The sequence below is a fragment of the Christiangramia crocea genome (genome assembly GCF_022410465.1).
GTDB classification, from domain to species: Bacteria; Bacteroidota; Bacteroidia; order Flavobacteriales; family Flavobacteriaceae; genus Christiangramia; species Christiangramia crocea.
Genome location: NZ_JAJSON010000030.1, coordinates 170,279 through 194,781, shown reverse-complemented (window position 1 = coordinate 194,781; position 24,503 = coordinate 170,279). Strand labels below are relative to the sequence as shown.

The 24,503-nt window shown below is 39.8% G+C and carries 26 protein-coding genes; 19 read left to right on the top strand and 7 right to left on the bottom strand.

What is annotated here, in order from left to right:
• Nucleotides 1-83 precede the first annotated feature (83 nt).
• The 10 genes from nhaC to ribB all read left to right on the top strand — a co-directional run bounded on the left by nhaC (nucleotide 84) and on the right by ribB (nucleotide 9,750).
• On the top strand, nucleotides 84-1,556 hold the full coding sequence (gene nhaC / locus LU635_RS17030; protein WP_240100799.1) for a Na+/H+ antiporter NhaC: 1,473 nt from the start codon (nucleotides 84-86) through the stop codon (nucleotides 1,554-1,556).
• Between the two features lie 205 nt (nucleotides 1,557-1,761).
• Nucleotides 1,762-2,400, top strand: coding sequence for a peroxiredoxin (locus LU635_RS17025; RefSeq protein WP_240100798.1), 639 nt, complete (start codon nucleotides 1,762-1,764; stop codon nucleotides 2,398-2,400).
• 14 nt (nucleotides 2,401-2,414) lie between these two features.
• Entirely contained in the window at nucleotides 2,415-2,729 is a 315-nt protein-coding gene (locus tag LU635_RS17020) for a thioredoxin family protein (protein ID WP_240100797.1), read from the top strand.
• Entirely contained in the window at nucleotides 2,710-2,958 is a 249-nt protein-coding gene (locus tag LU635_RS17015; protein WP_240100796.1) for a DUF6952 family protein, read from the top strand. The genes LU635_RS17020 and LU635_RS17015 overlap by 20 nt, the downstream gene beginning before the upstream one ends.
• Before the next feature lie 127 nt (nucleotides 2,959-3,085).
• Complete coding sequence (gene tpx, locus LU635_RS17010; protein WP_240100795.1) at nucleotides 3,086-3,586, top strand: thiol peroxidase; 501 nt, start codon at nucleotides 3,086-3,088, stop codon at nucleotides 3,584-3,586.
• Nucleotides 3,583-3,948, top strand: a complete 366-nt coding sequence (locus LU635_RS17005; protein WP_240100794.1) for a diacylglycerol kinase — start codon at nucleotides 3,583-3,585, stop codon at nucleotides 3,946-3,948. The genes tpx and LU635_RS17005 overlap by 4 nt, the downstream gene beginning before the upstream one ends.
• A 145-nt stretch (nucleotides 3,949-4,093) precedes the next feature.
• Nucleotides 4,094-6,472, top strand: a complete 2,379-nt coding sequence (locus LU635_RS17000; RefSeq protein ID WP_240100793.1) for a DNA translocase FtsK — start codon at nucleotides 4,094-4,096, stop codon at nucleotides 6,470-6,472.
• A gap of 9 nt (nucleotides 6,473-6,481) precedes the next feature.
• Nucleotides 6,482-7,123: an outer membrane lipoprotein periplasmic chaperone LolA1 gene (gene lolA1, locus LU635_RS16995; RefSeq protein ID WP_240100792.1), complete on the top strand. Its 642-nt coding sequence runs from the start codon at nucleotides 6,482-6,484 to the stop codon at nucleotides 7,121-7,123.
• A 1-nt stretch (nucleotide 7,124) separates the two neighbouring features.
• On the top strand, nucleotides 7,125-8,573 hold the full coding sequence (locus LU635_RS16990) for an LptF/LptG family permease (protein ID WP_240100791.1): 1,449 nt from the start codon (nucleotides 7,125-7,127) through the stop codon (nucleotides 8,571-8,573).
• Nucleotides 8,574-8,601: 28 nt separating this feature from the next.
• On the top strand, nucleotides 8,602-9,750 hold the full coding sequence (gene ribB, locus LU635_RS16985; RefSeq protein WP_240100790.1) for a 3,4-dihydroxy-2-butanone-4-phosphate synthase: 1,149 nt from the start codon (nucleotides 8,602-8,604) through the stop codon (nucleotides 9,748-9,750).
• On the opposite strand, the gene LU635_RS16980 is transcribed toward ribB, so the two are convergent.
• Nucleotides 9,747-10,379: an NAD(P)H-dependent oxidoreductase gene (locus LU635_RS16980; protein WP_240100789.1), complete on the bottom strand. Its 633-nt coding sequence runs from the start codon at nucleotides 10,377-10,379 to the stop codon at nucleotides 9,747-9,749. The two genes, ribB and LU635_RS16980, sit on opposite strands and share 4 nt — an antisense overlap.
• Before the next feature lie 125 nt (nucleotides 10,380-10,504).
• On the opposite strand from LU635_RS16980, the gene LU635_RS16975 reads away from it, so the two are divergent.
• Together LU635_RS16975 and LU635_RS16970 are read left to right on the top strand one after the other, a co-directional pair.
• The gene (locus tag LU635_RS16975; RefSeq protein WP_240100788.1) at nucleotides 10,505-11,137 is read left to right on the top strand and encodes a SanA/YdcF family protein; all 633 of its coding nucleotides are present in this window, start codon (nucleotides 10,505-10,507) and stop codon (nucleotides 11,135-11,137) included.
• Nucleotides 11,138-11,197: 60 nt separating this feature from the next.
• The gene (locus tag LU635_RS16970) at nucleotides 11,198-11,554 is read left to right on the top strand and encodes a phage holin family protein (RefSeq protein ID WP_240100787.1); all 357 of its coding nucleotides are present in this window, start codon (nucleotides 11,198-11,200) and stop codon (nucleotides 11,552-11,554) included.
• Nucleotides 11,555-11,563: 9 nt separating this feature from the next.
• On the opposite strand, the gene LU635_RS16965 is transcribed toward LU635_RS16970, so the two are convergent.
• Entirely contained in the window at nucleotides 11,564-12,685 is a 1,122-nt protein-coding gene (locus tag LU635_RS16965) for a PepSY-associated TM helix domain-containing protein (RefSeq protein ID WP_240100786.1), read from the bottom strand.
• Between the two features lie 45 nt (nucleotides 12,686-12,730).
• A complete protein-coding gene (locus LU635_RS16960) occupies nucleotides 12,731-15,205 on the bottom strand; it encodes a TonB-dependent receptor (protein WP_240100785.1) in 2,475 nt (824 codons plus the stop codon).
• A gap of 238 nt (nucleotides 15,206-15,443) precedes the next feature.
• On the opposite strand from LU635_RS16960, the gene LU635_RS16955 reads away from it, so the two are divergent.
• Nucleotides 15,444-16,238, top strand: coding sequence for an HAD family hydrolase (locus LU635_RS16955; protein WP_240100784.1), 795 nt, complete (start codon nucleotides 15,444-15,446; stop codon nucleotides 16,236-16,238).
• Here LU635_RS16955 and LU635_RS16950 read toward each other — a convergent pair.
• Entirely contained in the window at nucleotides 16,235-16,942 is a 708-nt protein-coding gene (locus LU635_RS16950) for a hypothetical protein (protein WP_240100783.1), read from the bottom strand. The two genes, LU635_RS16955 and LU635_RS16950, sit on opposite strands and share 4 nt — an antisense overlap.
• Before the next feature lie 101 nt (nucleotides 16,943-17,043).
• Complete coding sequence (locus tag LU635_RS16945; RefSeq protein WP_240100782.1) at nucleotides 17,044-17,976, bottom strand: L,D-transpeptidase; 933 nt, start codon at nucleotides 17,974-17,976, stop codon at nucleotides 17,044-17,046.
• A gap of 679 nt (nucleotides 17,977-18,655) precedes the next feature.
• Here LU635_RS16945 and LU635_RS16940 point away from each other — a divergent pair.
• The 6 genes from LU635_RS16940 (at nucleotide 18,656) to arsB (ending at nucleotide 23,530) form a co-directional block, all read left to right on the top strand.
• Nucleotides 18,656-19,768 (top strand): hypothetical protein, encoded by a 1,113-nt coding sequence (locus tag LU635_RS16940; protein ID WP_240100781.1) that lies wholly within the window; start codon nucleotides 18,656-18,658, stop codon nucleotides 19,766-19,768.
• 122 nt (nucleotides 19,769-19,890) lie between these two features.
• Nucleotides 19,891-20,973, top strand: coding sequence for a Gfo/Idh/MocA family protein (locus LU635_RS16935; RefSeq protein WP_240100780.1), 1,083 nt, complete (start codon nucleotides 19,891-19,893; stop codon nucleotides 20,971-20,973).
• 66 nt (nucleotides 20,974-21,039) lie between these two features.
• On the top strand, nucleotides 21,040-21,375 hold the full coding sequence (locus LU635_RS16930) for an ArsR/SmtB family transcription factor (protein WP_240100779.1): 336 nt from the start codon (nucleotides 21,040-21,042) through the stop codon (nucleotides 21,373-21,375).
• A gap of 12 nt (nucleotides 21,376-21,387) precedes the next feature.
• On the top strand, nucleotides 21,388-21,852 hold the full coding sequence (locus LU635_RS16925; protein ID WP_240100778.1) for a DUF6428 family protein: 465 nt from the start codon (nucleotides 21,388-21,390) through the stop codon (nucleotides 21,850-21,852).
• 12 nt (nucleotides 21,853-21,864) lie between these two features.
• Nucleotides 21,865-22,482, top strand: coding sequence for a low molecular weight phosphatase family protein (locus LU635_RS16920; RefSeq protein ID WP_240100777.1), 618 nt, complete (start codon nucleotides 21,865-21,867; stop codon nucleotides 22,480-22,482).
• A gap of 1 nt (nucleotide 22,483) precedes the next feature.
• Complete coding sequence (gene arsB / locus LU635_RS16915; protein WP_240100776.1) at nucleotides 22,484-23,530, top strand: ACR3 family arsenite efflux transporter; 1,047 nt, start codon at nucleotides 22,484-22,486, stop codon at nucleotides 23,528-23,530.
• 27 nt (nucleotides 23,531-23,557) lie between these two features.
• Here arsB and LU635_RS16910 read toward each other — a convergent pair whose 3' ends face one another.
• Together LU635_RS16910 and LU635_RS16905 are read right to left on the bottom strand one after the other, a co-directional pair.
• Nucleotides 23,558-23,863, bottom strand: a complete 306-nt coding sequence (locus LU635_RS16910) for a panthothenate synthetase (RefSeq protein ID WP_240100775.1) — start codon at nucleotides 23,861-23,863, stop codon at nucleotides 23,558-23,560.
• Nucleotides 23,864-23,968: 105 nt separating this feature from the next.
• Nucleotides 23,969-24,457, bottom strand: a complete 489-nt coding sequence (locus LU635_RS16905; RefSeq protein WP_240100774.1) for a VOC family protein — start codon at nucleotides 24,455-24,457, stop codon at nucleotides 23,969-23,971.
• Between the last annotated feature and the right edge of the window lie 46 nt (nucleotides 24,458-24,503).

Here is a 24,503-nt window from a genome sequence, read left to right as displayed (position 1 = left end):
AAATGGAAAACTCTTAATATAAAAAATAAAAAGACCTCACAGGTTTCTGAACCTGTGAGGTCTCATTTTTTAAAAATATCTTCATGGAAAACTCTACTGCTAACCCTGAAAATGAACCAATCATTGAAAACAGGGAGCTGAATATCTGGGAAGCTCTTATCCCTGTAATTGCCCTGATAGGAATGCTTGCTTTTAATGTGTTTGTATATGGTGATGATGCCCTTAGTGGTTCAAACCAGTTCATTCTCCTTCTGGGAGGCGGGGTTGCAGCCATTGTTGGATTTTTCAATAAGGTTGAGTTCGACTACATGATCGATGAGGTTGCTAAAAACATTCAAAGTACGGCAGGAGCTATTCTTATACTTTTAATGGTAGGCGCACTTGCAGGTACGTGGATGATAAGCGGCATCATACCTACTATGATCTATTATGGACTTCAGATATTAAATCCTACTATTTTCCTCGCGGCCTGTGTGATAATCTGCTCCGTGATCTCCCTTGCAACAGGAAGTAGTTGGACCACCTCTGCAACCGTTGGTATCGCCCTGGTAGGAATTGCAGATGCACTGGATATTTCCCTTGGGATGACCGCTGGCGCCATACTTTCGGGAGCCTATTTCGGGGATAAGATGTCTCCCCTAAGCGACACGACGAACCTTGCTCCGGCCATGGCAGGAACCGATCTTTTTACACACATTAGATATATGGCCCTTACCACCGTACCTACTATCACAATAACGATCCTGGTTTTTGTAATAATTGGATTGAATTTGAATACTGAAGGAGCCACAGATACCACCTCAATTTTAAATTCTATTGACGCTTCATTCAATATTAGCCCCTGGCTTTTCCTGGTACCGGTGATTGTAATTGTATTGATCATTAAGAAAACATCGCCACTTATCGCTCTCCTTATAGGAACATTATTAGGTGCCGTGGCTGCTATTATTGCACAACCAGATGTGGTGCTTGCCGTAAGCGGAATGGAAAGTCTCAATTTTATAAGTGGTTATAAAGGAATTATGAATGCCATCACCGTAGACACGGCGGTAGAAACCGATTCTGAAGCATTGAATGACCTTTTCGCTTCCAGCGGAATGGCTGGAATGCTGGGCACGATCTGGCTCATCATCTGTGCAATGGTATTTGGAGGGATCATGGAAGCCATTGGAGCACTTGCCAGAATCAGTAAAGCCTTACTTGATATGTTCCACACAACTTTTGGATTATTCGCAAGTACGGTATTCAGCTGTTTGGCATTGAATGTTACTGCATCAGATCAATACCTGGCAATTGTAGTTCCCGGTAAAATGTTTGCAAAAGCATACAGAGATAAAGGCCTGGCACCAGAAAACCTAAGCCGTAGTCTTGAAGATTCAGGAACGGTAACTTCAGTATTGGTTCCATGGAATACCTGTGGTGCTTATCACAGCGGAGTATTAGGGGTTCCGGTACTTTCTTATGCTGGTTACGCTTTCTTCAATTACCTGAGTCCGTTTATGACTTTATTATTCGCAGCCTTCGGAATAAAAATTAAAAAACTTGCCGGTAAATAGTATTGCAAAAGCCTTAAACCTCTGCTTAAAAACCTGATAATTTGACAATTATAGAGACCTCTTATTGAATAAGGTATTTACTATAACCAAATCCTATCAGACAATAAAATTTAAGAATTTTCCGGCCTTTCATGAACGATCTAAGTTTATAATTTTGTACCCGAAGAAAAAGAGAAAAAGTTTAATTTAAAAACAATCTAATAATATGGCTTTAGTCGGAAAAAAATTTCCAAACCTTAGCGTAGACGCTATGAACGAAATGGGAGACACTTTCAAAATAAACGTTTTGGAAGAAGCTCAGAAGAACAACAAGAAAGTATTGCTTTTCTGGTACCCAAAAGATTTCACCTTTGTTTGCCCTACCGAACTTCATGCCTTCCAGAAAGCGATGGAAGAGTTTGAAAAAAGAAATGTTATGGTGATCGGAGCGTCCTGCGATACCCCTGAGGTTCATTTTGCATGGTTAAATACCCCAAAAGATAATGGTGGTATTGAAGGTGTTACTTATCCAATACTTGCAGACTCTAACCGTAATCTAAGTTCAAGACTTGATATCCTTGATATCATGAACGAATCTTATGATGATGAGACAGGAGCTCTTACGGTAGAGGGTGATAACGTAACTTACCGCGCAACTTACCTTATCGATGAGGAAGGAACTATCTTCCATGAAAGCGTTAACCATATGCCACTTGGAAGAAACGTAAACGAATTCCTTAGACTTATCGATGCCTACACCCACGTACAGGAAAAAGGAGAAGTTTGTCCTGCAAACTGGGAAGAAGGTAAGGAAGCAATGAATGCTGACAGAGAAGGTGTTGCAAGCTACCTGAGTTTAAATTAAAATAAAAAATTGCTATGATTAAGGAATTAGATCAGGATAACTTAAGCGAATTAATAGAAGGTAACGATACTGTTGTGGTTCAGTATATGGCCGGATGGTGCGGTAATTGCCGTCTCATGAAGCCAAAGTTTAAAAAACTGGCTTCTGAAAATGAGAATGCACAATTCGTGTTGGTAGATGCCGAGAAATTTCCGGAATCAAGAAAACTGGCCAAGGTAGACAACCTGCCAACCTTCGCGACCTTCAAAAATGGAAGTTTTAAGAATCAGGTTCAAACCAACAAATTTGACCAGTTAAAAAACTTAGTTGATGAAGTTACCAGTAATTAGACATCTGCAGAAGAACAATGAGGCTGAGAAGCTTGAGCATACTATAGAAGTGCTTGAGAATTTCACCGAGCATCGTTCGGTTTCTGAAGAAGAAATGGACGTAATAGGTGAGCTTCTCACCAATCTCTGTGGCGCTGTAGAGGTTCATAAAATGATACAGGACGGTGTTCCTGAAAGGGATGCCGCAAATAATTTCGTAAAGAAAGTTCTTGGCTCAATAGACCAGTAAATTTCTTTACAAATCATTTCAAAAGGGCTGTTTTCAGAAGGAAACAGCCCTTTGTTGTTTTTATGAAAATTTTAGTAATAAGCCATTTACAATCTTCTAAATTTATATTTCTTATAAAATAATTGTTATGGCGAGAATAGAATTTGGAGATGAAAAGGTAACTACATATGGCAATCTTCCTTCCCTGGATGAAAAAGCACCACATTTTGAACTTCTTAAATCAGATCTTTCTATCGCGAATCTAGATGACTATAAAGGAAAAAGGATCATCATGAATATATTCCCCAGTATAGATACCGGTGTAGGTGCTACCTCCGTTCGAAATTTCAGCAAAAAGGCCGACGAGCTGGAAAATGTAACGGTTTTATGCATCTCCCGCGACCTGCCTTTCGCCCAGCAACGATTTACCAGAAATGAAAGTCTGGAAAATATTGTTAATTTATCCGACTTTAGAGAAAGAAACTTTGGCAAGGATTATGGGGTAGAAATGATCGATGGTCCATGGGAAGGCCTCCTGTCACGGGCAGTTATAGTTCTAAACGAAAACGGACACGTTATCCACTCCCAGCAGGTCCCAAATATAGATGATGAACCCGATTATCTTGCCGCATTGAAAACATTATTATGAAAGACAGTTTCCTCGGAAAAAGAATAAGAGGAGGAGGTTATGCAATTAAAGGAGCCTGGTTATTGTTAAAACACGAGCCAAGTATCCAGGTACAATTCGTAATTTCAATATTAGTTAGTATAGCAGGGTGGTATTTTGAGATCTCCAGAACCGAATGGATACTTCAGTTCTTTGCTATTGGTCTTGTAATGGCTAGCGAAGGACTTAATACAGCCATTGAGGCAATGGCAGATTTTGTACATCCCGATTTTCATAATAAGATAGGCCATATTAAGGACGTGGCTGCCGGTTCAGTATTCATAGCTGCCCTTATTGCTGTAATTATTGCGGGCTTTATTTACCTTCCTTATATTTTCTCATAAACCTCTTTGCAATAATTTATTTATTTTAAGGTTTTCATTTAGCGTAGTGCATCTAGAAATACTGTCAACTTTTAAAATTGAAGTTTTTTTTCCTTAATTTGGAAAAGGCTAATTTGTATTTTTGCCGAAATCCTTTAACCTGCATATGGCTAAAAAGAAAGCTAAGACCAAGAAAACTACAAAAAAAACCCGGAATTTCTCACTTAAACTGAACCGTCAACAGAAAGTGGTCTTAGGAAGTTTCCTAATGCTTTTTGGTCTTGCGTTGATTGTAGCTTTTATATCATTTCTTTTTAACTGGCAGGCAGATCAAAGCATTCTTAACGAATTTGCAAACAGAGAAGCTGAAGCCAGAAACTGGCTCAGCAAGTTCGGAGCTACCGTAAGTGATTTTTTTATCTATAAGGGTTTTGGAATTGCTTCTTTCACCATTGCATTTTTGACATTCTTAAGCGGAGTCTATCTTTTTTTTGGTTTTAATAGTTCCAATATTCGCAAGTTCTGGTTCTGGGGAATTCTGGTGATGATATGGTTTTCTGTCTTCTTCGGTTTTTTTGCGGAAAGTAATGCGCTTCTTGGAGGGAGAATTGGCTATGAGATGAATGATTTTCTCCAGGATTATCTGGGCTTCTTCGGAACTGTGCTGCTTATGCTATTTCTATTCATTGCCTACCTGGCCATACGTTTGAAAGTGACTCCTGAAATGATAGGAGCATACTTCAAAAGTGGAAGAAATGAGATTAAGGAAGTCTTTGATGAAAATCAGCCCAAGGTTTCTGAAACTGAAGAGGAATTAGACTGGAAAAAGGAAACAATTAAAAAACAAAACCCTGGGGACGAAAAACCGCAAAGTATAGATCTTTCTGAAGATAGACCAGAAGAGAAAAAAGCAAAAGAACCTTCCCCCCAGATGGAAATAAACACCGCTCCCGAAGATGATGTAGCTATGGAGATAGAAGCGGCTCCCGAAGAGGAAGAAGAGAATAATCTAAGTAAGAAACTGGTTAAGGATTTTGGTGAATTTGATCCCACCCTGGAACTAAAGAATTACAAGTTTCCCACAATAGAACTACTTAAGGATTACGGCGGATCCATTACCATCGATCAGGAAGAACTTGAAGAAAATAAGAATCGTATCGTAGATACCCTTAAGAATTATAAAATCGAAATTGCACAGATCAAAGCTACGGTTGGTCCTACGGTTACTTTATACGAGATAGTTCCTGAAGCAGGGATCAGAATCTCGAAGATCAAAAACCTTGAAGATGATATTGCGTTATCACTTTCCGCCCTTGGGATCAGGATCATTGCACCAATCCCGGGACGAGGAACTATTGGTATCGAGGTTCCAAATAAAAATGCAAGCATAGTTTCTATGCGTTCGGTTATTTCTTCCGCAAAATTTCAGAATGCGGAAATGGAACTCCCCCTGGCTCTTGGTAAAACCATTTCTAACGAGACTTTTGTAGTGGACCTTGCTAAGATGCCGCACATGTTGATGGCCGGTGCTACAGGTCAGGGTAAATCTGTTGGATTAAATGCCATACTTACTTCCCTGCTCTACTGTAAACATCCTGCAGAAGTGAAATTCGTACTGGTAGATCCTAAAAAAGTGGAGCTTACACTTTTCAATAAGATCGAGAGGCATTATCTGGCCAAATTACCCGATACCGATGAGGCCATTATCACTGACAATACCAAGGTGATAAATACCCTTAATTCACTATGTATCGAAATGGATAACCGTTACGAACTGCTTAAGGATGCAATGTGCCGGAATATCAAAGAATATAACACAAAATTCAAGGCAAGGAAGCTTAACCCAAATGACGGACATAAGTTCTTACCTTATATCGTGCTGGTAGTAGATGAATTTGCTGACCTGATCATGACCGCGGGAAAAGAAGTGGAAACGCCTATTGCCCGTCTGGCCCAGCTGGCACGTGCTATTGGAATCCACCTCATTATTGCCACACAAAGGCCTTCGGTTAATGTGATTACCGGTATCATTAAAGCGAACTTTCCTGCCCGTGTAGCATTCAGGGTTACCTCTAAAATTGATTCCAGGACCATTCTGGATAATCAGGGAGCCGATCAGCTTATAGGTCGTGGAGATATGCTTTTTACCCAGGGGAATGAGTTGAAAAGGCTGCAATGTGCCTTTGTGGACACTCCGGAGGTCGATAAGATCACTGAATTTATTGGCTCGCAAAAAGCCTATCCGGATGCACATCAGTTGCCCGCCTATGAAGGAGAGGAAAGTGGCACAGGAGTTGATATAGATGTGAGCGAGAGGGACAAACTGTTCCGTGAAGCCGCTGAAGTGATCGTAACAGCCCAGCAGGGTTCTGCATCATTGCTTCAAAGGAAACTGAAACTTGGATATAACCGAGCCGGTAGAATAATAGACCAACTGGAGGCCGCAGGCATCGTTGGTCCTTTTGAAGGGAGCAAGGCAAGACAGGTTTTAGTCACAGATCTGGCGGCATTAGATCAACTATTAAATGAAGAACCAAACAATTAAAAAATCAAAATGAAAAAACTAATATTCATCCTGGCCGCAATTCTGTCTTTTAATGTTCAGGCCCAAAGTTCCCAGAAAGCTGAAAAACTCCTGAATGAAGTATCATCAAAAGTTAAGTCTTATGATAATATGGTGATCGAATTCAAATATGCTTTGGAGAACACTGCAGAAAATGTGAATCAGGAAGCGAGAGGAGATGTAAGTATCGATGGTGAGAAATATGTTTTAAACCTTATGGGTACAACACAAATGTTTGATGGAGAAAAGATTTATACCATCATTCCTGAAGATGAAGAAATCAATATCTCCAGTTACGTAGAAGAAGACAATAACAACATCACCCCTTCAAAAATGTTCAGCTTTTATGAAGATGGATACAACTATGAGATGGATATTACCCAGAACATTAAAGGACGTGAGATACAGTATGTAAAATTAACCCCTAAAGACACTAAAGCCGAGATCAAGAACATACTTTTAGGTATAGATAAGGAAACTAAACATATCTATAATCTTATTCAAACACAGGATAACGGAACAAAGATCACTATTACCGTAAAAAGCTTCAAGACAGATCAACCTCTGGCGAAAAATCTGTTTACCTTTGACGAAGATCGCTACAGCGATTATTACATCAACCGAATAGACTAAATTGAAAATACTTGACCGGTACATACTAACCAGTTTTTTAAAAACTTTTTTTTCGGTCTTTATCATTCTCATGTTCATCTTTGTTCTCCAGACGATCTGGCTTTACATAGGTGAACTGGCCGGTAAAGACCTGGATGTGGAAGTAATCATGAAATTCCTTCTGTACTTCTCGCCTAAACTGGTTCCTCTTGTATTACCGCTCACCATCCTGCTAACCTCCATCATGACCTTTGGTACCTTTGCCGAAAACTATGAGTTTGCAGCGATGAAATCCTCAGGCATCTCCTTACAAAGGGCCATGCGCAGCCTTACTTTCTTTATACTTTTTGTAAGTCTGGTAGCATTCTTTTTTGCAAATAATGTGATCCCGGCAGCAGAATTCAAATCTATAAACCTCCGTAAAAATATAGCCCAGCTTAAACCGGCAATGGCGATTACCGAAGGGGTCTTTAACGATATTGGTACTTTTAACATCAAGGTCGAAGATAAAAGTGGCGAGAACGATCAGTATCTTACCGATGTTATCATCCACCAAAAGACTTCCAATGGAGGGAATTATACAGTAATTAAAGCTAAAGAGGGCGAGTTGGCTGGCAGTACAGATTCTGATGTGCTTTCACTGATCCTGAAGGAAGGAAACTACTATGACGAGATTCAGCCCAGCGATTATGAAAAGAGAAAGAAAAAACCGTTCACCAAGAGCTATTTTGATGAATACGTGATAAATATAGACCTTTCTGACTTCAACAATGTGGATCTGGAAGATGAAAGCACCACCTCCTATCACGGAATGCTGAAGATCTCAGAGCTCGACGAAAGTATAGATTCCTTTTCGGTATCCTATAATACCCGAATGGACCAGTTTAGAAAAGACATGTACAGAAGGACCGGAGTGACAACACTTAGCACGAATTTTAGACCGAGAGACACGGTTATAGCTTTTGAAGAGGGACTCTTATCCCATTTCAATACTTACGATGGAGCACAGATCACTAATCTGGCCCTTGGCACCATCAATTCTGCCGTTGCCCACCTAGCCATGAAAGAGCAGGAATTTAGAGTTAATATCAAACAGATCAATAAGTTTGAGATTGCTCTGCACGAGAAATATGTTCTGGCCGTGGCTTGTATCGTTCTTTTCTTCGTAGGTGCACCTCTGGGAGCTATCATTAGAAAAGGAGGCATAGGCCTTCCTATAGTAGTGGCCATACTTTTATTCCTTACCTATCATTTTATAGGAATCTTTGCAAAGAATTCGGCTGAAGACGGTAGTGTAAGCGCCTTTGTAGCCACCTGGTTATCTACCTGGATCATGCTGCCTCTTGGCATCTATCTCACTTACAGGGCAACGACCGATCAGGGACTGTTCGCATTTGACAATTTCATTGAGCCATTGAAAAAACTCTTTAAAAAAGCCGGGCTTTTCAAAGATAAAAGTAAAACAGAATAAATATCTTTGCAGCCACAAAATTGATCTTATGGCCCAGGTTGAAAATAATAAGTATTCGGTAAAACTGGACAGTATTCAGGAAGCCATTGATGATATCCGGGACGGGAAAGTGATCATCGTGGTAGATGACATTGACCGCGAAAATGAAGGAGATTTTCTTGCAGCTGCTGAAAAAGTGACCCCGGAAATGATCAATTTCATGGCAACTCACGGCCGCGGACTCATTTGCGCTCCCATTACAGAACCACGATGTAACGAACTGAAACTGGATATGATGGTTGGTAATAATACTGACCCCATGGAAACGGCCTTCACAATTTCAGTTGACCTTCGTGGAAAAGGTGTTACTACCGGTATTTCAGCTGCAGATAGGGCCAAAACCATAAAATCACTCATAGATCCAGAAACTAAATCACACGACCTTAACAGGCCTGGCCATATCTTCCCGCTTAAGGCCAAGGAAGGCGGCGTACTTAGACGTACAGGCCATACGGAAGCTGCCATAGATTTTGCCCGACTGGCTGGTTTTGAACCGGCAGGGGTTATTGTGGAAATAATGAATGAAGATGGAACCATGGCACGTCTTCCCCAATTGATGGAAGTAGCCAGAAAGTTTGATCTTAAGATCGTCTCTATTGAGGACCTTGTAGCCTACAGAATGCAACATGACTCCCTTATTGAAAAGAAAGAGGATTTTGATCTTGAAACCAAGTTTGGAAAGTTCAGATTAAGGGCATACAAGCAAACTACCAATTCCCAGGTACATATTGCCCTTACCAAAGGTCATTGGAAACCTAATGAAGAGATAATGGTCAGGGTCAACTCTACCCTTGTCAATAATGATATTCTTGGAACCCTTACCAATGATGCCGACAAGAAACTGGATAACATGTTTAAGGCTATCAATGAAGAAGGCCGCGGGGCTATTGTTTTTATCAATCCAGCAACCCAAAAATTAAACCTTCTGAGCCGTCTGGCCGAGTTGAAAGAAGGCCAGAAAAAAGGGGATATTAAAGCCCCACCAGTTAAAATGGACAATAAGGATTTTGGAATTGGAGCACAAATACTTCATGATCTTGAGATCCATAAAATAAGGCTCCTGTCCAACAGTCAGCAGACCAAACGTGTAGGAATGATAGGTTACGGACTGGAGATCACAGAATACGTGAACTATTAGTCAATATCTATGATCACCTCATCAAGAGGTCTCCTCACCTTTTTGAACCTGGAGAACATATCATCTTTGGCTCTGTAGCCTACAGGTAGTACAAGTACAGATTTCAGGTTTTTTTCGTGTAAGTCTAATACCTCATCATACTTTTCCGGCTCAAAGCCCTCCATAGGGCAGGCATCAATTTCTTCTGCAGCACAAACAGTAAGCAAAGTTCCTAAGGCTAGATATGCCTGATTTATAGCCCAGGCTTCGATCTCTTCCTGAGCTTTGGTTTTAAAATCATTTACCAGCGAATTCTGAAAAGGTTCCAGGATCTCATCCGGCGTTTCCCTTACATGTTTTACGCGCTTAAAATAATTGGCAATGAACTTCTCATCAACTTCATTCTCTATACAAATCACCATCACATGAGATGCCGTATCCACCTGTTTCTGATTCCAGGAATATGCTCTTAATTTCTTCTGAAGCTCCTTATTGGAGATCACAAGCATTTTTAGGGGTTGCAGTCCATATGAGGTTGCAGTAAGGTTGAAAGCCTGTTTAAGGACATCTATCTTGTCATCTGTAAGAATGCGTGAAGAATCAAATTTCTTGGTCGCGTAACGCCAGTTTAAAGCTTTTATATTACTCATAGTATACCAGGATAATATTTTACAAATGTACACAATGTCTATACTTACAAAGACGTTACCGCATAAATTAATCTGATACATCCAATTATTATGGTTATCTTCGGTTATATAATCATCAGTCATTAATGAAGCGTCTAAAAAAAATAATTCTTGCTTCGGTCATCGGTTTGGTGCTGATCATTTTTCTTGTCCTGGGCGTTGAGGCAATCTTTCAAAGACAAACCGCCGGTCTCATTTACAAAGATATTTCCCGACTTCCCCCTGCTGAAACCGTAATCATTCTTGGTGCCAGTGTGCATGCTGATGGTAAACTATCCCCTATACTGCAGGATCGTGTGGATACTGCAATTAGACTATATGAAAATGGCAAGGTGAATAACTTTCTTGTTACGGGTGATCATCGCAGTGATGACTACAATGAAGTTGCTGCTATGGTAAAATACCTCGAAGAAAAGGGAATTGATAAAAGTCTCATCACTTCCGATCACGCAGGCCTGGATACTTATGACAGTATGTACCGGGCAGGGAAATTATTCGATATAGAAAGTGCTACGGTGGTAACCCAGGCATTCCATCTTCCCAGAACTCTTTTCATAGCTTCAAACCTGGGGTTTGATTACCATGGATTCGTTGCAAATCAAAGACACTACCAGACGGAATATCGCTTAAAACAGAGAGAAAAACTAGCTAATTTCAAGGCACTCTGGGAAGTTCTTCTGAAGAAGAAACCGCGCACGCTGGAAGCAAGACTTAAGTGAGCCTGATATTTTATCCCTTTTTTGCTATCTTAGGGGAGCTTCTAACCAAAACCAAAAGATATGCTTCAATGGGTAATACATGTTATCATCGATGCCCTTGTTCTTCTGCTTGCTGCTAAATTGATGACCAGTGTAGAATTAAAAGGTTTCAGATCGGCAGTAGTAGTGGCATTTATCATCGGAATTCTAAGTTTCCTTCTCAGCTGGCTGCTCAATGCCATCCTCACAATAGCTACCCTTGGAATATTCTATTTCCTCGGAATTGGTTTTATTACAAGGATCATTGCCTATGCCATTGTAATTGAAATTGCCGATAAATTAAGTGATGATTTCAAGACCCACGGCTTCTGGGCCTCAGTATGGCTTGCCACTTTTATAGCTATTGTAAGCGGAATAGTGGACGCGATTCTATTCTAAGTCCCTACTCTAACTTCTTAGATGTTTCATCCGGTTTTTTCTTCCCCACCATACCAGGAAACCGGTTACTGGCAACGAAGCTACGAACAGGCTTATGAAGAAGGCTAATATCTTTCCGGTTAATCCAAAATACTGGCCAGTATGTAGACCATAGCTCATTTCCTGAAGTTTCAATCCCGTACTTTTTTCTGAATAAAAATGAGTCTGTAATAATTCTGCGGTCTGCGGGTGAAAATAAAAGTTTGATTGATGATCGAAATCTAAAGATTCCGGATAAGTGCCGGTTACCAGCGGATGGTCATCTCCTTCGGTCCAGACGAAATACATCTCGTCTTCGGGTTTAATCTTTATGGTTTCATAGAAGGCGATATCCATTGGATCTTCTGAAATCATTGGCTTTCGCTCTATATTTTCTATATGGTGGTCACTTTCATACTCTTTCCCCAGGTTTCCCAGGTAATAAATCCCATCGCTAACCCATTCGTAAGAGAAATAAAGTCCGGTTATCGCGACTATAACTGCCAGAATATGCACGTAGAATCCGCTAATATTATGGAGATCATAATTTAACCTGCGCCAACGGGCATCCCATTTCACCTTCAGGTTCTTCTTAAGGTTCTTCAGCTTTTTGGGCCACCAGAGTATGATACCGGTTACCAGCATTATAAGAAAAATAATAGTTGATACACCTACTATTTGTCTTCCTATCTTCTCTGGCAAAAGCAGGTACATATGCAGGTTACGCACAATATCGAAAAAGTCAGCATCAAAATCCTGAGCATGTAGAAATTCTCCAGAATACGGATCGAAATGGAAGTAATACTGCTTGTCCTCATCCACGCTATACACTGCAGCAGGACGATCCTTTCCCGCATAGATAATAAAATTGCTGCTGGCAGTTGGATAGCGCTCTTTAACCGACTTCCGGAGCTCTGAAGGTTTTATGAAAGTTCCATCCTTTAGTTCGACTTTTCTCCAGTCGTGAACCAGGTCTTTGATCTCATCCTGAAAAACATAGATGCAACCGGTTACAGCCACAATAAAAACCACCAGTCCGGTAACAAGACCCAGCCATAAGTGTAAACGGCCCGCCCATTTCTTAACAATATTTCTTCTTCTGTTCTTTTTCATACGAATAAGGGATCGCCTGTTGGCGATCCCTGGCTAATTCAAATCTTAGAATTTATAGGTTAACGCTGCCGCAAAGTTTCGCGGAGCCTGAGGATTGATGGTAGACCATCCATTAAAATAATCCTTATTGGTAAGGTTATTCAGTTTCAGATTCACAGAAAACTTATCTACATCATAAAAGATGGCTGCATTAAGTACAGCATACGATGGTAAAGTGAAGGTTCCCCCGAGGTTACGGTTAAAGATCATGTTCTCACTGGCATAATTCCCGCCAAATCCAAGACCGAAACCTTCCATCCTGCCTTCGCTGAACCTATAGCTGGCCCACAAGTTGGCCAAAGTTTCTGGCCCTGCAGATTCCGGACGTTTCCCAAGGAAATCGTCATTTTCAGCCGCTTTGGTCACCTTACTGTTGTTATGGCTAAACCCCGCAACCAAATTAAGCCCCTCTAAAGGACTTGCAGTGATCCTTGTTTCAAAACCACGGCTGTACCTTTCTCCATCCTGAGTAGCTTCAAAACCACTGCCAAGAACGATATTTTCAACCTGGATATCATAATAGCTGAAAGTTGCAAACAGCCGATCATTCAGGAGATTCAGTTTGGCCCCAATTTCAAACTGGCTGGCTTGTTCGGGATCGAAAACGATCCTTCTGGTCTCGCCGGTTCCCTGGTCAATGACTTCGGAAGGAGCAACATTACTAAAGCCGTTAAGATAATTGGCAAATATGGAGACTTTTTCCAGGACAGGCTGATAGACCAGGCCGAATTTTGGAGAAAGGGCCGTCTGGCTATTCGATTCATTTTCGAACTGATCCAACCTGAGACTTACCATTGCCGAAAGTTTCGGTGTAATATTAAGAACGTTTGAAACGTATGCACTATAAATATCCTCCTGAGTATTACGATTATTCCTGTCTACATTTTCAAGGATCCCGTCTACCGCCGCCGTAGAAAGTATTCCACTGTCACCATCAGTGATATAGCTGTTTGGATCATAGATACTATAAACGCTTTCATTTACATTTTGCAGACTGGCGTTGCCTATATAAACATTCCCGTTAGCCCTGTAACCGGTGCCATTATCGGTAATATGCCTTTGGAAATAATCCAGTCCCGCAACCACTCTGTTTCGCATCCCGGCGATCTCAAAATCGCCTATAAAATTCTGTTGAATATCGGTAGTTAGAGTGGTAGAGTTCTGATTATTCATGTATCGTGTAAAAACAACTCCTTCATCAAGATTGGTCACTTCACCTTCTACCTCTTCCCTGCCCTGGTAAAACCTGGTGGTTTCATATAGATAGGAATAATAACCTTTTGATTTTGAGCTTCCCCTGGAAACCACAGTCTGTGAGGTCCAGGAATCAGAAAGGTCATAATTCATCTGAGCCTGAAGACTGAAATTCGGATTTTCCAGGGTAAGATCATTACTCGTATAGGAACGGTTTGTATCATATGCAAGTTCATCGATATTGGTTACCCTTAAAGGTGCTCCGCGATCCACAAAAAGCATGGTGGGGTTTGTAGATTCTCCATTATAAAATTCGGTATTCACAAAAAAGGATAACCTTTCATTAACCTTATAGCTTAATGAAGGAGCAACGAAAAGTGATCTCGAAAGTCCTGCATCCTGGAACGAATTTCTGGTCTGATAGGCTGTATTCAACCTTAAGGCTACCTCCTCCTCTTCATCAAGAGGAGTATTAATATCGGCCGCAACCCTATTCAGACCGAAACTTCCAAGGGTATACGAAATATTACCCCCAAAATAATCATAAGGTCTTTTAGTACTAATATTGATCAGGCCTCCGTAAGAGATAAGACTGCTTCCGTAAAGAGTACCCGATGGACCTTTTATTACTTCTATGGTCTCGATATTGGCGGGATCAGGACTGGCATTGGTGAGTCCGGGAAGGCCATTTACCAAAGTGGGTTGAACGGGAAAACCTCTGAGGGAATAATATCCGGCGCCGTCTCCACCCCTACCAGTAGATTCCCAGAGTTTCGTGATGCCAGAACTATTCTTCAGAGCATCGTCAAAATTAGTAACCACCTGTTGATCCAGAAGCTCGGCGGTTATATTATCATACACCTGCGGGTTCTCTATCTTCTCCAAAGGCAACTTGGCCACATACCGGCTCTTTTTCCTGTCAAAAGTATTGGCATTCCCATTTCCCCTGACTATCACCTCACTTAATTGTTCTTCCTTAGAATTTAAAATGATCAAAGGAAGGCTCGTCAGTGATCCCGACCTGATTGAAAAGGCTATTTCTTTCGATTCAAAGCCTACATATGAAACCCGAAGTAAATAATTGCCAGTAGGTACTTTATCCAACATAAAGCTTCCTGTTTTATCGGTCTGCGTCCCTATGCTGGTACCCTGTATATTTATATTAGCTTCAGAGATCATATTGCCTTTTACATCGGCAACTTTTCCTTTAAGACTACCTGAATCCTGTGTGAATCCAATCTGAAGGCTAAGCACGAATGCACAAAAACATATTATTTTATGGCTCATTGATAGATAGTTTTTATTTAGACTGTATATAAATAGAGCCGCAAAACTATAGTACAGAATTCAGAAATAAAAGGTTATTTAGAATATTTATAAATAAAAAATCAGAAGATTTTGTATGTCAGAGACTTAAAGATTAAAAAAATAGGATTCTTTTATAGCCTTAATCAAAAATTTAATCCCAATTTAAAATGAATGAAGTATCAATCCCATACTTTTGCCCTTTAGAAAATTCAAATATATGATCAAGCTTATTGTAACCGATGTTGATGGGACCTTGCTGAATGACAATCATGAGTTGCACCCCGATTTCTGGAAAATCGAGGAACATCTTACCAAAAAAGGTATATTATTTTCCATTGCCAGTGGCCGTCAGTTCTATAATCTTGAATCTAAATTTGAGAGAATTAAAGACAGGACCATGTTTTTTGCTGAAAACGGAACCTATGTATCTCATAAAGGAAAAGAATTATATGTAAATCCTATAGAGAAAAATGCTGCTGTTGAATTCATTGAAATGGGCAGAAAACTGGAACATACCAATCTGGTGCTTTGCGGTAAAGAATCTGCCTATATTGAAACGGATGACAGTGAATTTTTCAGTGAAATTTCAAAATTCTATGAACGGCTTCAGGTTGTTGACGACCTTACGAAGGTAGAAGACACGTACCTAAAGGTTACCTTATGTAATTTCAACGGCGTGGAAGACAACACTTTTCCCCATTTCGTGAATTACACAGACAGGTTTAAAGTCGCCATAGCCGCAAAGGTGTTTATTGATATTACTGCCCTTGATGCCAATAAAGGTAACGCCATAAAAGGTATCCAAAAAGAGTTAGGTATTTCTCCTGAAGAAACTTTGGTCTTTGGTGATTATTTGAATGATCTGGAAATGATGCAGGTCGCAAAGCACAGCTATGCAATGAAGAATGCACATCCTGAGATCATCCAGGCCAGTAATTTTGTAACCAGCCATGACAATAATGATAACGGGGTACTCAGGACTATTGAATCCCTGGGATTACTGAAAATTTAATTGATTATGATGTTGACCTTATCAACACCCGTATTCCCGGTTACCGGGTCATAAGAATAGACCAACACTTCATATAAGCCTTTTTCAAGCTTGATCTTTGCAGAAAAAGTACTGGGCTTTTCTTTCTGCTCTAATTTTATTTCTGTTGACTCTCCACTGTCATTGGTGATCACAGCCGTAACCTCATACTGGTTAGCATCCCAAATGCCATCTTTGGTCACTGGACAACCACACATCATAACTATGTTTGCTTTTATTTCGACTTCTTCAGTTGCTTTAATCCTTTCGTGGGTTTGTGGCGAGAGAATGTCTACCACAAAACCCGGAACGTCCAGCACCACTCCATCCTCGGTGATATCCTTTCCAGGAATCACCCATATTTGAGTACTGCTAAGTACAGTGGCCTGTTTTTTATTAAAAGGAGCATAAGCCTCAATAGTTACAAATACAGGTTCTTCAATTTCAATAACCGCATTGAAACCGGCAGTATTTTCCTCTGAAATGGGTTGGTTACGCTTCCAGTCCTGATTCATAATCTTTTCAGTATTACCTGTGCTTCCTTTAGTTATACCTTCAGAAAGTATCTCTCCTGTTAAAGCATCCTTTACCAAGATCTTTGCTCCACCAATAGAAGATCCAATGAATTTAGCATCCTTTGCTTTGGCCCTTATCATTATACTGGTTTCCTGTGCAATTAAATTCATTGTAAATAATAAGAGAACCAGTGAAAATATTATTCGAGAAAAGTTAAATTTAGCCATTGTTTTGATTTATTTGAGTCACAAATTAATCAAAAAATATTCATTTACACTTCTCCCAGAGCTCCTTCTTCAGAAGTCACTTTTCCAAAATTTCTTGGGTCGGCCTGATATTGGTCAACGTATTTTTTTAAGGTCTCTATCTCATCCTGGGTAAGATCATTCGCTTTCATATTCTGTGAAAGATCATACCATGGTTTTTCAGAATCGTAATCATATTCTCCAAATACCATGAAAGGTGTCCCATTCCGGGTAATTTGAGCATTCTCTACTTCCCACATTTCGGCCCAGTTAAAGATATGTTTCGCATCATCCATGTACAACCTCACACAACCATGACTGGCGGGATATCCAGGCATAGAATACTGATGAACTCCGATACCTTCGAAATTCATAAAATTAAAATAATAAGGCATGATCCAGGATTCATCAACAGTACTGATCTTACGTTTAGCCTTATAATTTCCGTAGTTGAGACCATTTGGAGTTCTGGTAGAACGTTTCCCGGTACTTACAGGTCCCCATTTTACCAGTTCACCATTCTCATATAGACCAAAGGCCTGCACTCTCTGAGATATTAATACTGTTTTGGGAATACATTTCAAAAAATACACCTCTTCGGGAAACGGACTATAAGTGTTGAAATCGGCTGACGCGCATTCCGGAATTACAATAGGTCTTTGCGGTCTTAACCTACGTCTCTCTATACGGTTAATAGCAAGAATAGTCTCCAGTTGTTCCTCCCCATAGATATTATACAGGCTATCTATATCTGTAGTGGAATTCAGGGAATCCAGTTTGTAATTTACCTCGTCACGAAAAATCTTAGGTTCCTTTTTCACTACCGGGTTCTTCATACTAAGTACAGGTTCTGAAACCGAAGTGTCGGCTACCTGCGTATTAGAATTACAGGAAAAAAGAATAATACTACTAAAGAATAATAAAGCAAAACTTCTTAATCTGCTGAAGCGTCTCATCATATAGGTAGTTTGGTTTACAAAGTGAAATTAATCACCCAATCCCCTACTCAATGCCAACAAAGCGTTAAGGCTTTGTTGCCTTTATGATAATTAACCCTTTTTAAGATTGGGTCATTTTAGTTTAGCTTAAAATTTTCTGAAAAATTAACTAAAACTTAATTATCAGGGGAAATTACGGGGTCCTATCCGCAGTATCATTTTAAGTATTTAAATTCCTAATTTATAAGCAGGGAAACACCTTATGAATAAGAGAAGGGATTTCCCGAAAAAAAATCCGGACTAATTCAAACTGGGCAACTTTGCCATTCCGGGCTTGCATTTCTTTAGATTCTTATCAATACTGGGCTAAAACTTTGTGGGAAATAGACCAGTTGTAGTAAAGTCAATCTCGCTTAAAATATTAACGAATATTTAAGTCACTTATTAATTAATTTTGAAGCTTAGAATCCAAAATTCATAAAGAAAATCACACCTATTACATTGGTTTTAAATTCAATAGAATATTTAAAAAATAATTTTACACTGTAACAAATTTTAACCTGAGTAGTTATTAAAGTGTAATTTCATTTTTAATTAAAGAACCGGAAATAAAAAAACTCATCAACTCCCTTTGCTGCCAGGCAGACAAATTGGAAATCGGACCATCTAATCATCAATTCTTTAATTAATTTTTTATCAAATGAAATCAACACTATCAATTTTATTAGGCTTTCTATTGGTCTTATTAGCTTCCTGTTCAACCGATGATGAAAGCATTCCACCACAAGAACCTGCTCCGCAACCCTCTAATTCAGCAGTAGAATTTGGAGACGATATTACCTTGTTTGAAAACTCCGGTAGCTTAGAAGTAAAACTTGAATTCAGTAAACCGGCGATTAAAGACGGTCTAATTCAAATAGCTATTGCGATACCTGAAGGGTTGAATTTTTATACAATGCCTTCAGCAGCGAATAAAATCATTACTATCAATGTCGAAGAAGGTGAAAGTAATGCTTCCTTTAGTATCGTTCCGGAAAATGATAATGTTATAAAAGGAATGAAAGATATATTATTCGATCTTAATGCGGTATCTGAAGGTTTTATTATGGGAGAAAAGAAAACCCTTGCCGTTGAGCTAATTGATGATGAACTTTATGGAAAGCCAAAATCCTTTGAAACAATAACAGGCAACTGGAAGGTAAAAAACACTTATACCTATACTCCTGAGGGTAGAATTCATAAAATTGAATGGAGAAAAGAGACTCCAAATCTGCTTACCGGTACAGAAACCTATTATTATTGGTATGGAAAAATAGCCAGGATCAACTATAACGAAAACCATGATGAATACTTTTACTGGGATGGTGATATCATCCGTAGTTCTGAGATCATCCAAAACGGAATAAAAACTTCCTTTTCAGAATACAATTATAATGAGGAAGGAAATATTGGTAGTAAGCATGTTTATTATCAGGATCCAAATGGTGGATACAAGGAATCTTTTGTATACTCCTATCTATATTTTCCTGACGGAAATTTAAGACTGCAAATAACTTTTATTCCTGATAATTCTATAGATGGATATGCCGTAATTTCACAGCGCTATCATGACAATTATTTAGATAAGCCTAACTGGTTCCCTGTGAATGAGATAGTTCCAAGCCTTGCAGCACAGAAGAACCTTCCGGGCTCCTACAGGATTCTGGAAAACGGTGTAGATCTGTCCTATAGTTTTACTTACCAGTTCGATACTGAAGGAAAAGCTGTGAAAAGGGAAACAAACGGTGAAACTACCACTTATACCTATTATTAGAATTGCTTAATCCATTATACCAAAGCTGTCATAAAAAGGCAGCTTTTTTTATTTTATAGTAGGAAAGTATTCTTTTATAAACTTAATTTTAAAATGCTTAAATTCCGTTTAAACAAAGAATTATGGAAAAGAGAAGGGATTTTATCAAAAAATCGGGTTTAATTATCACTGCCAGTTTATTACCCTTTCCTGGAAATCTGTTTTCTAATAATCAGAAAAAACTGGGCGTGGCTTTGGTAGGTTTAGGATATTACAGTACTGACCTGCTCGCTCCTGCCCTGCAACAAACAGATCATTGTGAACTTAGAGGAATTGTGACGGGAAGCCCCGAAAAGATCCCAGTATGGCAAAGGCGCTACGGGATAAAAGACACCAATGTTTACAATTATAAGAATATGCATGAGATTGCCAATAATGATGATATTGATGTGATCTATATTGTACTCCCAACGGGTTTGCATGCCAAATATGCCATAATCGCGGCAAATACTGGGAAACATGTTTGGTGCGAGAAGCCCATGGCAAGGACGGCAGAAGAGTGCAGGCAGATCATCGATGCCTGTAAAAAGAACGGGGTTAAACTTTCCATAGGCTACAGAATGCAACATGAAACCAATACCCAAACCATTATGAAATGGGCTGAAACAAAACCCTATGGAAAAATTCAGCACGTGATTTCTGAAGCAGGCTATAATGGCGGTACCATTAACCCCTGGAAGCTTGAAAAGGATATGGGCGGCGGCGCTATCTACGATATGGGTGTCTATTCCATCAATGCGGCACGTTATTCCACGGGGCTGGAACCAGTTGGCGTGTCAGCCACACAATCTACCAGGAGACCAGAAATATTTGATGAGGTAGATGAGACTACAACATTTAAACTTGAGTTTCCGGAAGGTATCATTGTTGATGGAAAGACCAGTTTTGGAGAAAACCTTAACAACCTGGAAGTAACCTGTGAAAATGGCTGGTATTATTTAAGACCTATGCAGTCCTACTCTGGAGTAAGAGGTAAAACCAGCGATGGGAAAATTTTAGCTCCTATGGGGAAAAATCAGCAGGCGGTACAAATGGACGATGATGCCCTGGCTATAATTAATAATAAACCGGTACTGGTTCCAGGAGAAGATGGGCTAAAGGATATTGCCATAGTAGAAAAGATAAATGAGTCGGCAGCCCTGGGAGGAAAAAGATTATCTCTATAATTTCCAGTACAAAAATTTGCTACCAAGACCTATTCATCGTAATATTGCAATATACAGTTTTTATCTATGGGCATCACCAAAACAAATCTTTTTACCAAAGAGCAAAATGAGCTTGCCAGTCTGGCAAAAGCTTTCGCTCACCCTGCCCGAATTGCCATACTTCAGTATCTACTGGAGTCAAATAAATGTATTAATGGAGATTTGGTAAACGAACTGAAACTGGCCCAGTCAACAATAAGTCAGCACTTAAGGGAGCTCAAGAATGCCGGGCTCATTCAGGGAAATATTGAAGGGGCTTCCATGAGCTACTGCATAAATCCGAAAAAATGGGGAATTGTTCAGGAACTTTTCAACGGAATGTTTGACAGGTTTGCGAATTGTGAACCCGGTGATTGTTGCTAAAAAAATAATATTATGAAACTTTCAGAATTCAATGATCTTCTGTCCGGAATGAAAAAAATTGGATTTGAACTTCCATCCGGTGAACTGGTTCCCGAACATTTTCATGTAACTGAAATTGGGAAGATCAACAAGCAGTTTATAGATTGTGGAGGAACAGTTAGAAACGAGGAAAGAATTTCTTTCCAGCTCTGGGAAGCGAACGATTATACCCACCGCCTACATCCGGATAAGTTGATTGGGATTATTGAACTCGCAAAAGAAAAACTGGAACTTCCCGATGCGGAGTTGGAGATCGAATACCAGGGAACGAGTATTGAAAAATATGAAGTTGATTTTAACGGGAAGAATTTCCTGATGCATAACACTAAAACCGACTGTCTCGCGAAGGATAAATGTGGAATACCGAAAAGAAAGCCAAAAGTGAAGCTTTCAGAACTTCAAAGCTCGTGTTGTGAACCTGACAGCGGCTGCTGCTAAAAAAACCTAACTATGTCCCAATCAAATCTATTTCCTGAGTTACAGGAAAAAATTCAAAAACTCAAAAATATTAAAATCCCTGCTGACCGAAAAGAGGTCCTAAAACCTCTGATAAACTTCATTCAGAAGAAAAAAGATGAAGAGAAACCGGTGCTGCTTAATTTTATTTGTACGCACAACTCAAGACGCAGTCAACTGGGTCAGGTATGGGCAAAAACGATTTCTGTCTATTTTGGAGTAGATGTCGAATGCTTTTCAGGGGGTACCGAAGAAACAGCATTCCATCTGAATGCGATAGCGGCTCTTAGAAGAGCAGGTTTTCAAATAGATGAAGAAGAAGGTGACAACCCCCATTTTAAAGTCAAATATTCTGAAAAGGAAAAACCAGAGGTTTGTTATTCCAAGAAATACGATTCAAAAAAGAATCCATCTGAAGGCTTTGCAGCTGTGATGACCTGTTCCCATGCAGATGAGAACTGCCCCTTTATACCCGGAGCTGACGCCAGAATTGCATTGGACTACAAAGATCCAAAAGAATTTGACGGCACTCCCGAAGTCACGGAAAAGTATGATGAGCGTAGTGACCAGATCGCTTCTGAATTGATCTATGTATTTGAAAATATAAAATAACATGGCGAAAAAATTAAATTTTCTGGATAAGAACCTCACCTTGTGGATCTTTCTGGCCATGGGAATCGGTGTAGGCTTAGGTTATTTCATACCTTCAATTCCCGAGAATATAAATTCTTATAGCAGCGGATCAACCAATCTTCCTATTGCGATAGGACTTATTTTGATGATGTATCCTCCCCTGGCTAAAGTGAAATACCGGTTACTACCAAAGGTTTTTCGGAACGTGAAAATCCTGAGCATCTCACTGATCCTTAATTGGGTCATTGGGCCGTTCCTGATGTTCCTGCTTGCGGTTCTGTTTTTACAGGATCATCCTGAATATATGGTAGGCCTTATTCTCATTGGACTGGCAAGATGTATCGCCATGGTCCTGGTCTGGAACGATCTGGCTGAAGGTAGTAGCGAATATGGCGCCGGACTGGTAGCCCTTAACAGTATCTTTCAGGTCTTTGCCTATAGTTTTTATGCCTGGCTGTTCATTACCAAACTCCCTCCCCTATTTGGTTTTGAGGGAGCCATAGTCGACATCTCCATAGCTACCATTGCCGAAAGTGTTGCGATCTACTTAGGAATACCTTTTGCGCTCGGAATCTTAAGCAGGCTGCTACTTGTAAAACTGAAAGGCGAACAATGGTACGAAAACCAATTTATTCCTGCCGTTTCCCCAATCACCTTAATTGCCCTTTTATTCACGATCGTACTAATGTTCTCCTTAAAAGGAGAACTGATTGTTGAAATTCCAATGGACGTAATCAGGATTGCTATTCCGCTTCTTATCTATTTCAGTTTAATGTTCTTAATAGGATTTTTTGTGAGTAAAGCTATGGGCGCATCTTATGATAAGAATGCATCCATATCCTTTACTGCAGCGGGTAACAATTTTGAACTGGCCATAGCGGTAGCAATAGCAGTCTTCGGCCTTAACAGTGGTCAGGCTTTTGCCGGGGTTATAGGCCCACTTGTAGAAGTTCCGGCCCTGATACTTCTGGTACGGGTATCTTTCTGGTTGAAAAAGAAATATTACCCGGCCATTTCAACAGGCTAAAACATTTACTTTATTAATGTTTATAGGTTAACTCCACTTTTTTCCCAGATTTTCAAGATCTGCTTTCATCAAGTCATCCGGTGTCATGGCAATCCTGAATTCGCAGATCGCTTCAAAATTCAGGAACCAGGGTTCTGCAATAGCCGGAATATCACCAGCTCCGCCAACCTCAACTACCATAATGGCTCCACGGCATCCCTCAACTTCGGTAAAATGAATGCTTTCTGGCTTGGTCTCTTCTATTATCCTGCCAAGGACCTCACCTGCCGAGCCATCTTTGACCATTGAGTTAAAGGGTTCTATGGGGCAGATAATTTTAACTAACATTTTCATGATCTTAATTTTAAGGTTTAAACAATAAAATTAGGCGATTAAAAAATCATTCTGCATTAGTTAAAACCCTACTATATCATATTATAAATCAGAAAATCTCCTATATCAAACCAGGTCAAGTAAAGACTTAAGGTCTAATCTATGTGTATACATTTTTATTCCACCTTCATCATCTTCCGGCCATTCTTCTCTTGGTTTATCCCAGTACAATTCAATTCCATTTCCATCGGGATCATCCAGGTAGATCGCTTCCGAAACGCCATGATCGGCAGCCCCCTCTATAGGATAGCCTTTTTCAAATAAACGCTTCACCACAAAAGCCAGATCCTTACGTGTGGGATATAAAATCGCTGCATGGAAAAGCCCTACTCCCGACTTTGTCGCTTTAGATGCGCCTTCACTATGCCAGGTATTCAAACCAATATGATGATGGTATCCTCCCGCAGATAGGAAAACGGCATTATTCCCGATTCTTTCAGTAACCTCAAATCCCAGAAGATCCCTGTAAAATGTCAAGGCTTTCTCAATATCTGAAACCTTGAGATGCACATGACCAATTCTGGTCCTGGCAGGTATTTTATACTTTTCAGACATGGTATTTTTCTTTAAATTTAAGTAAGATTCATCAATCTTAATTGAT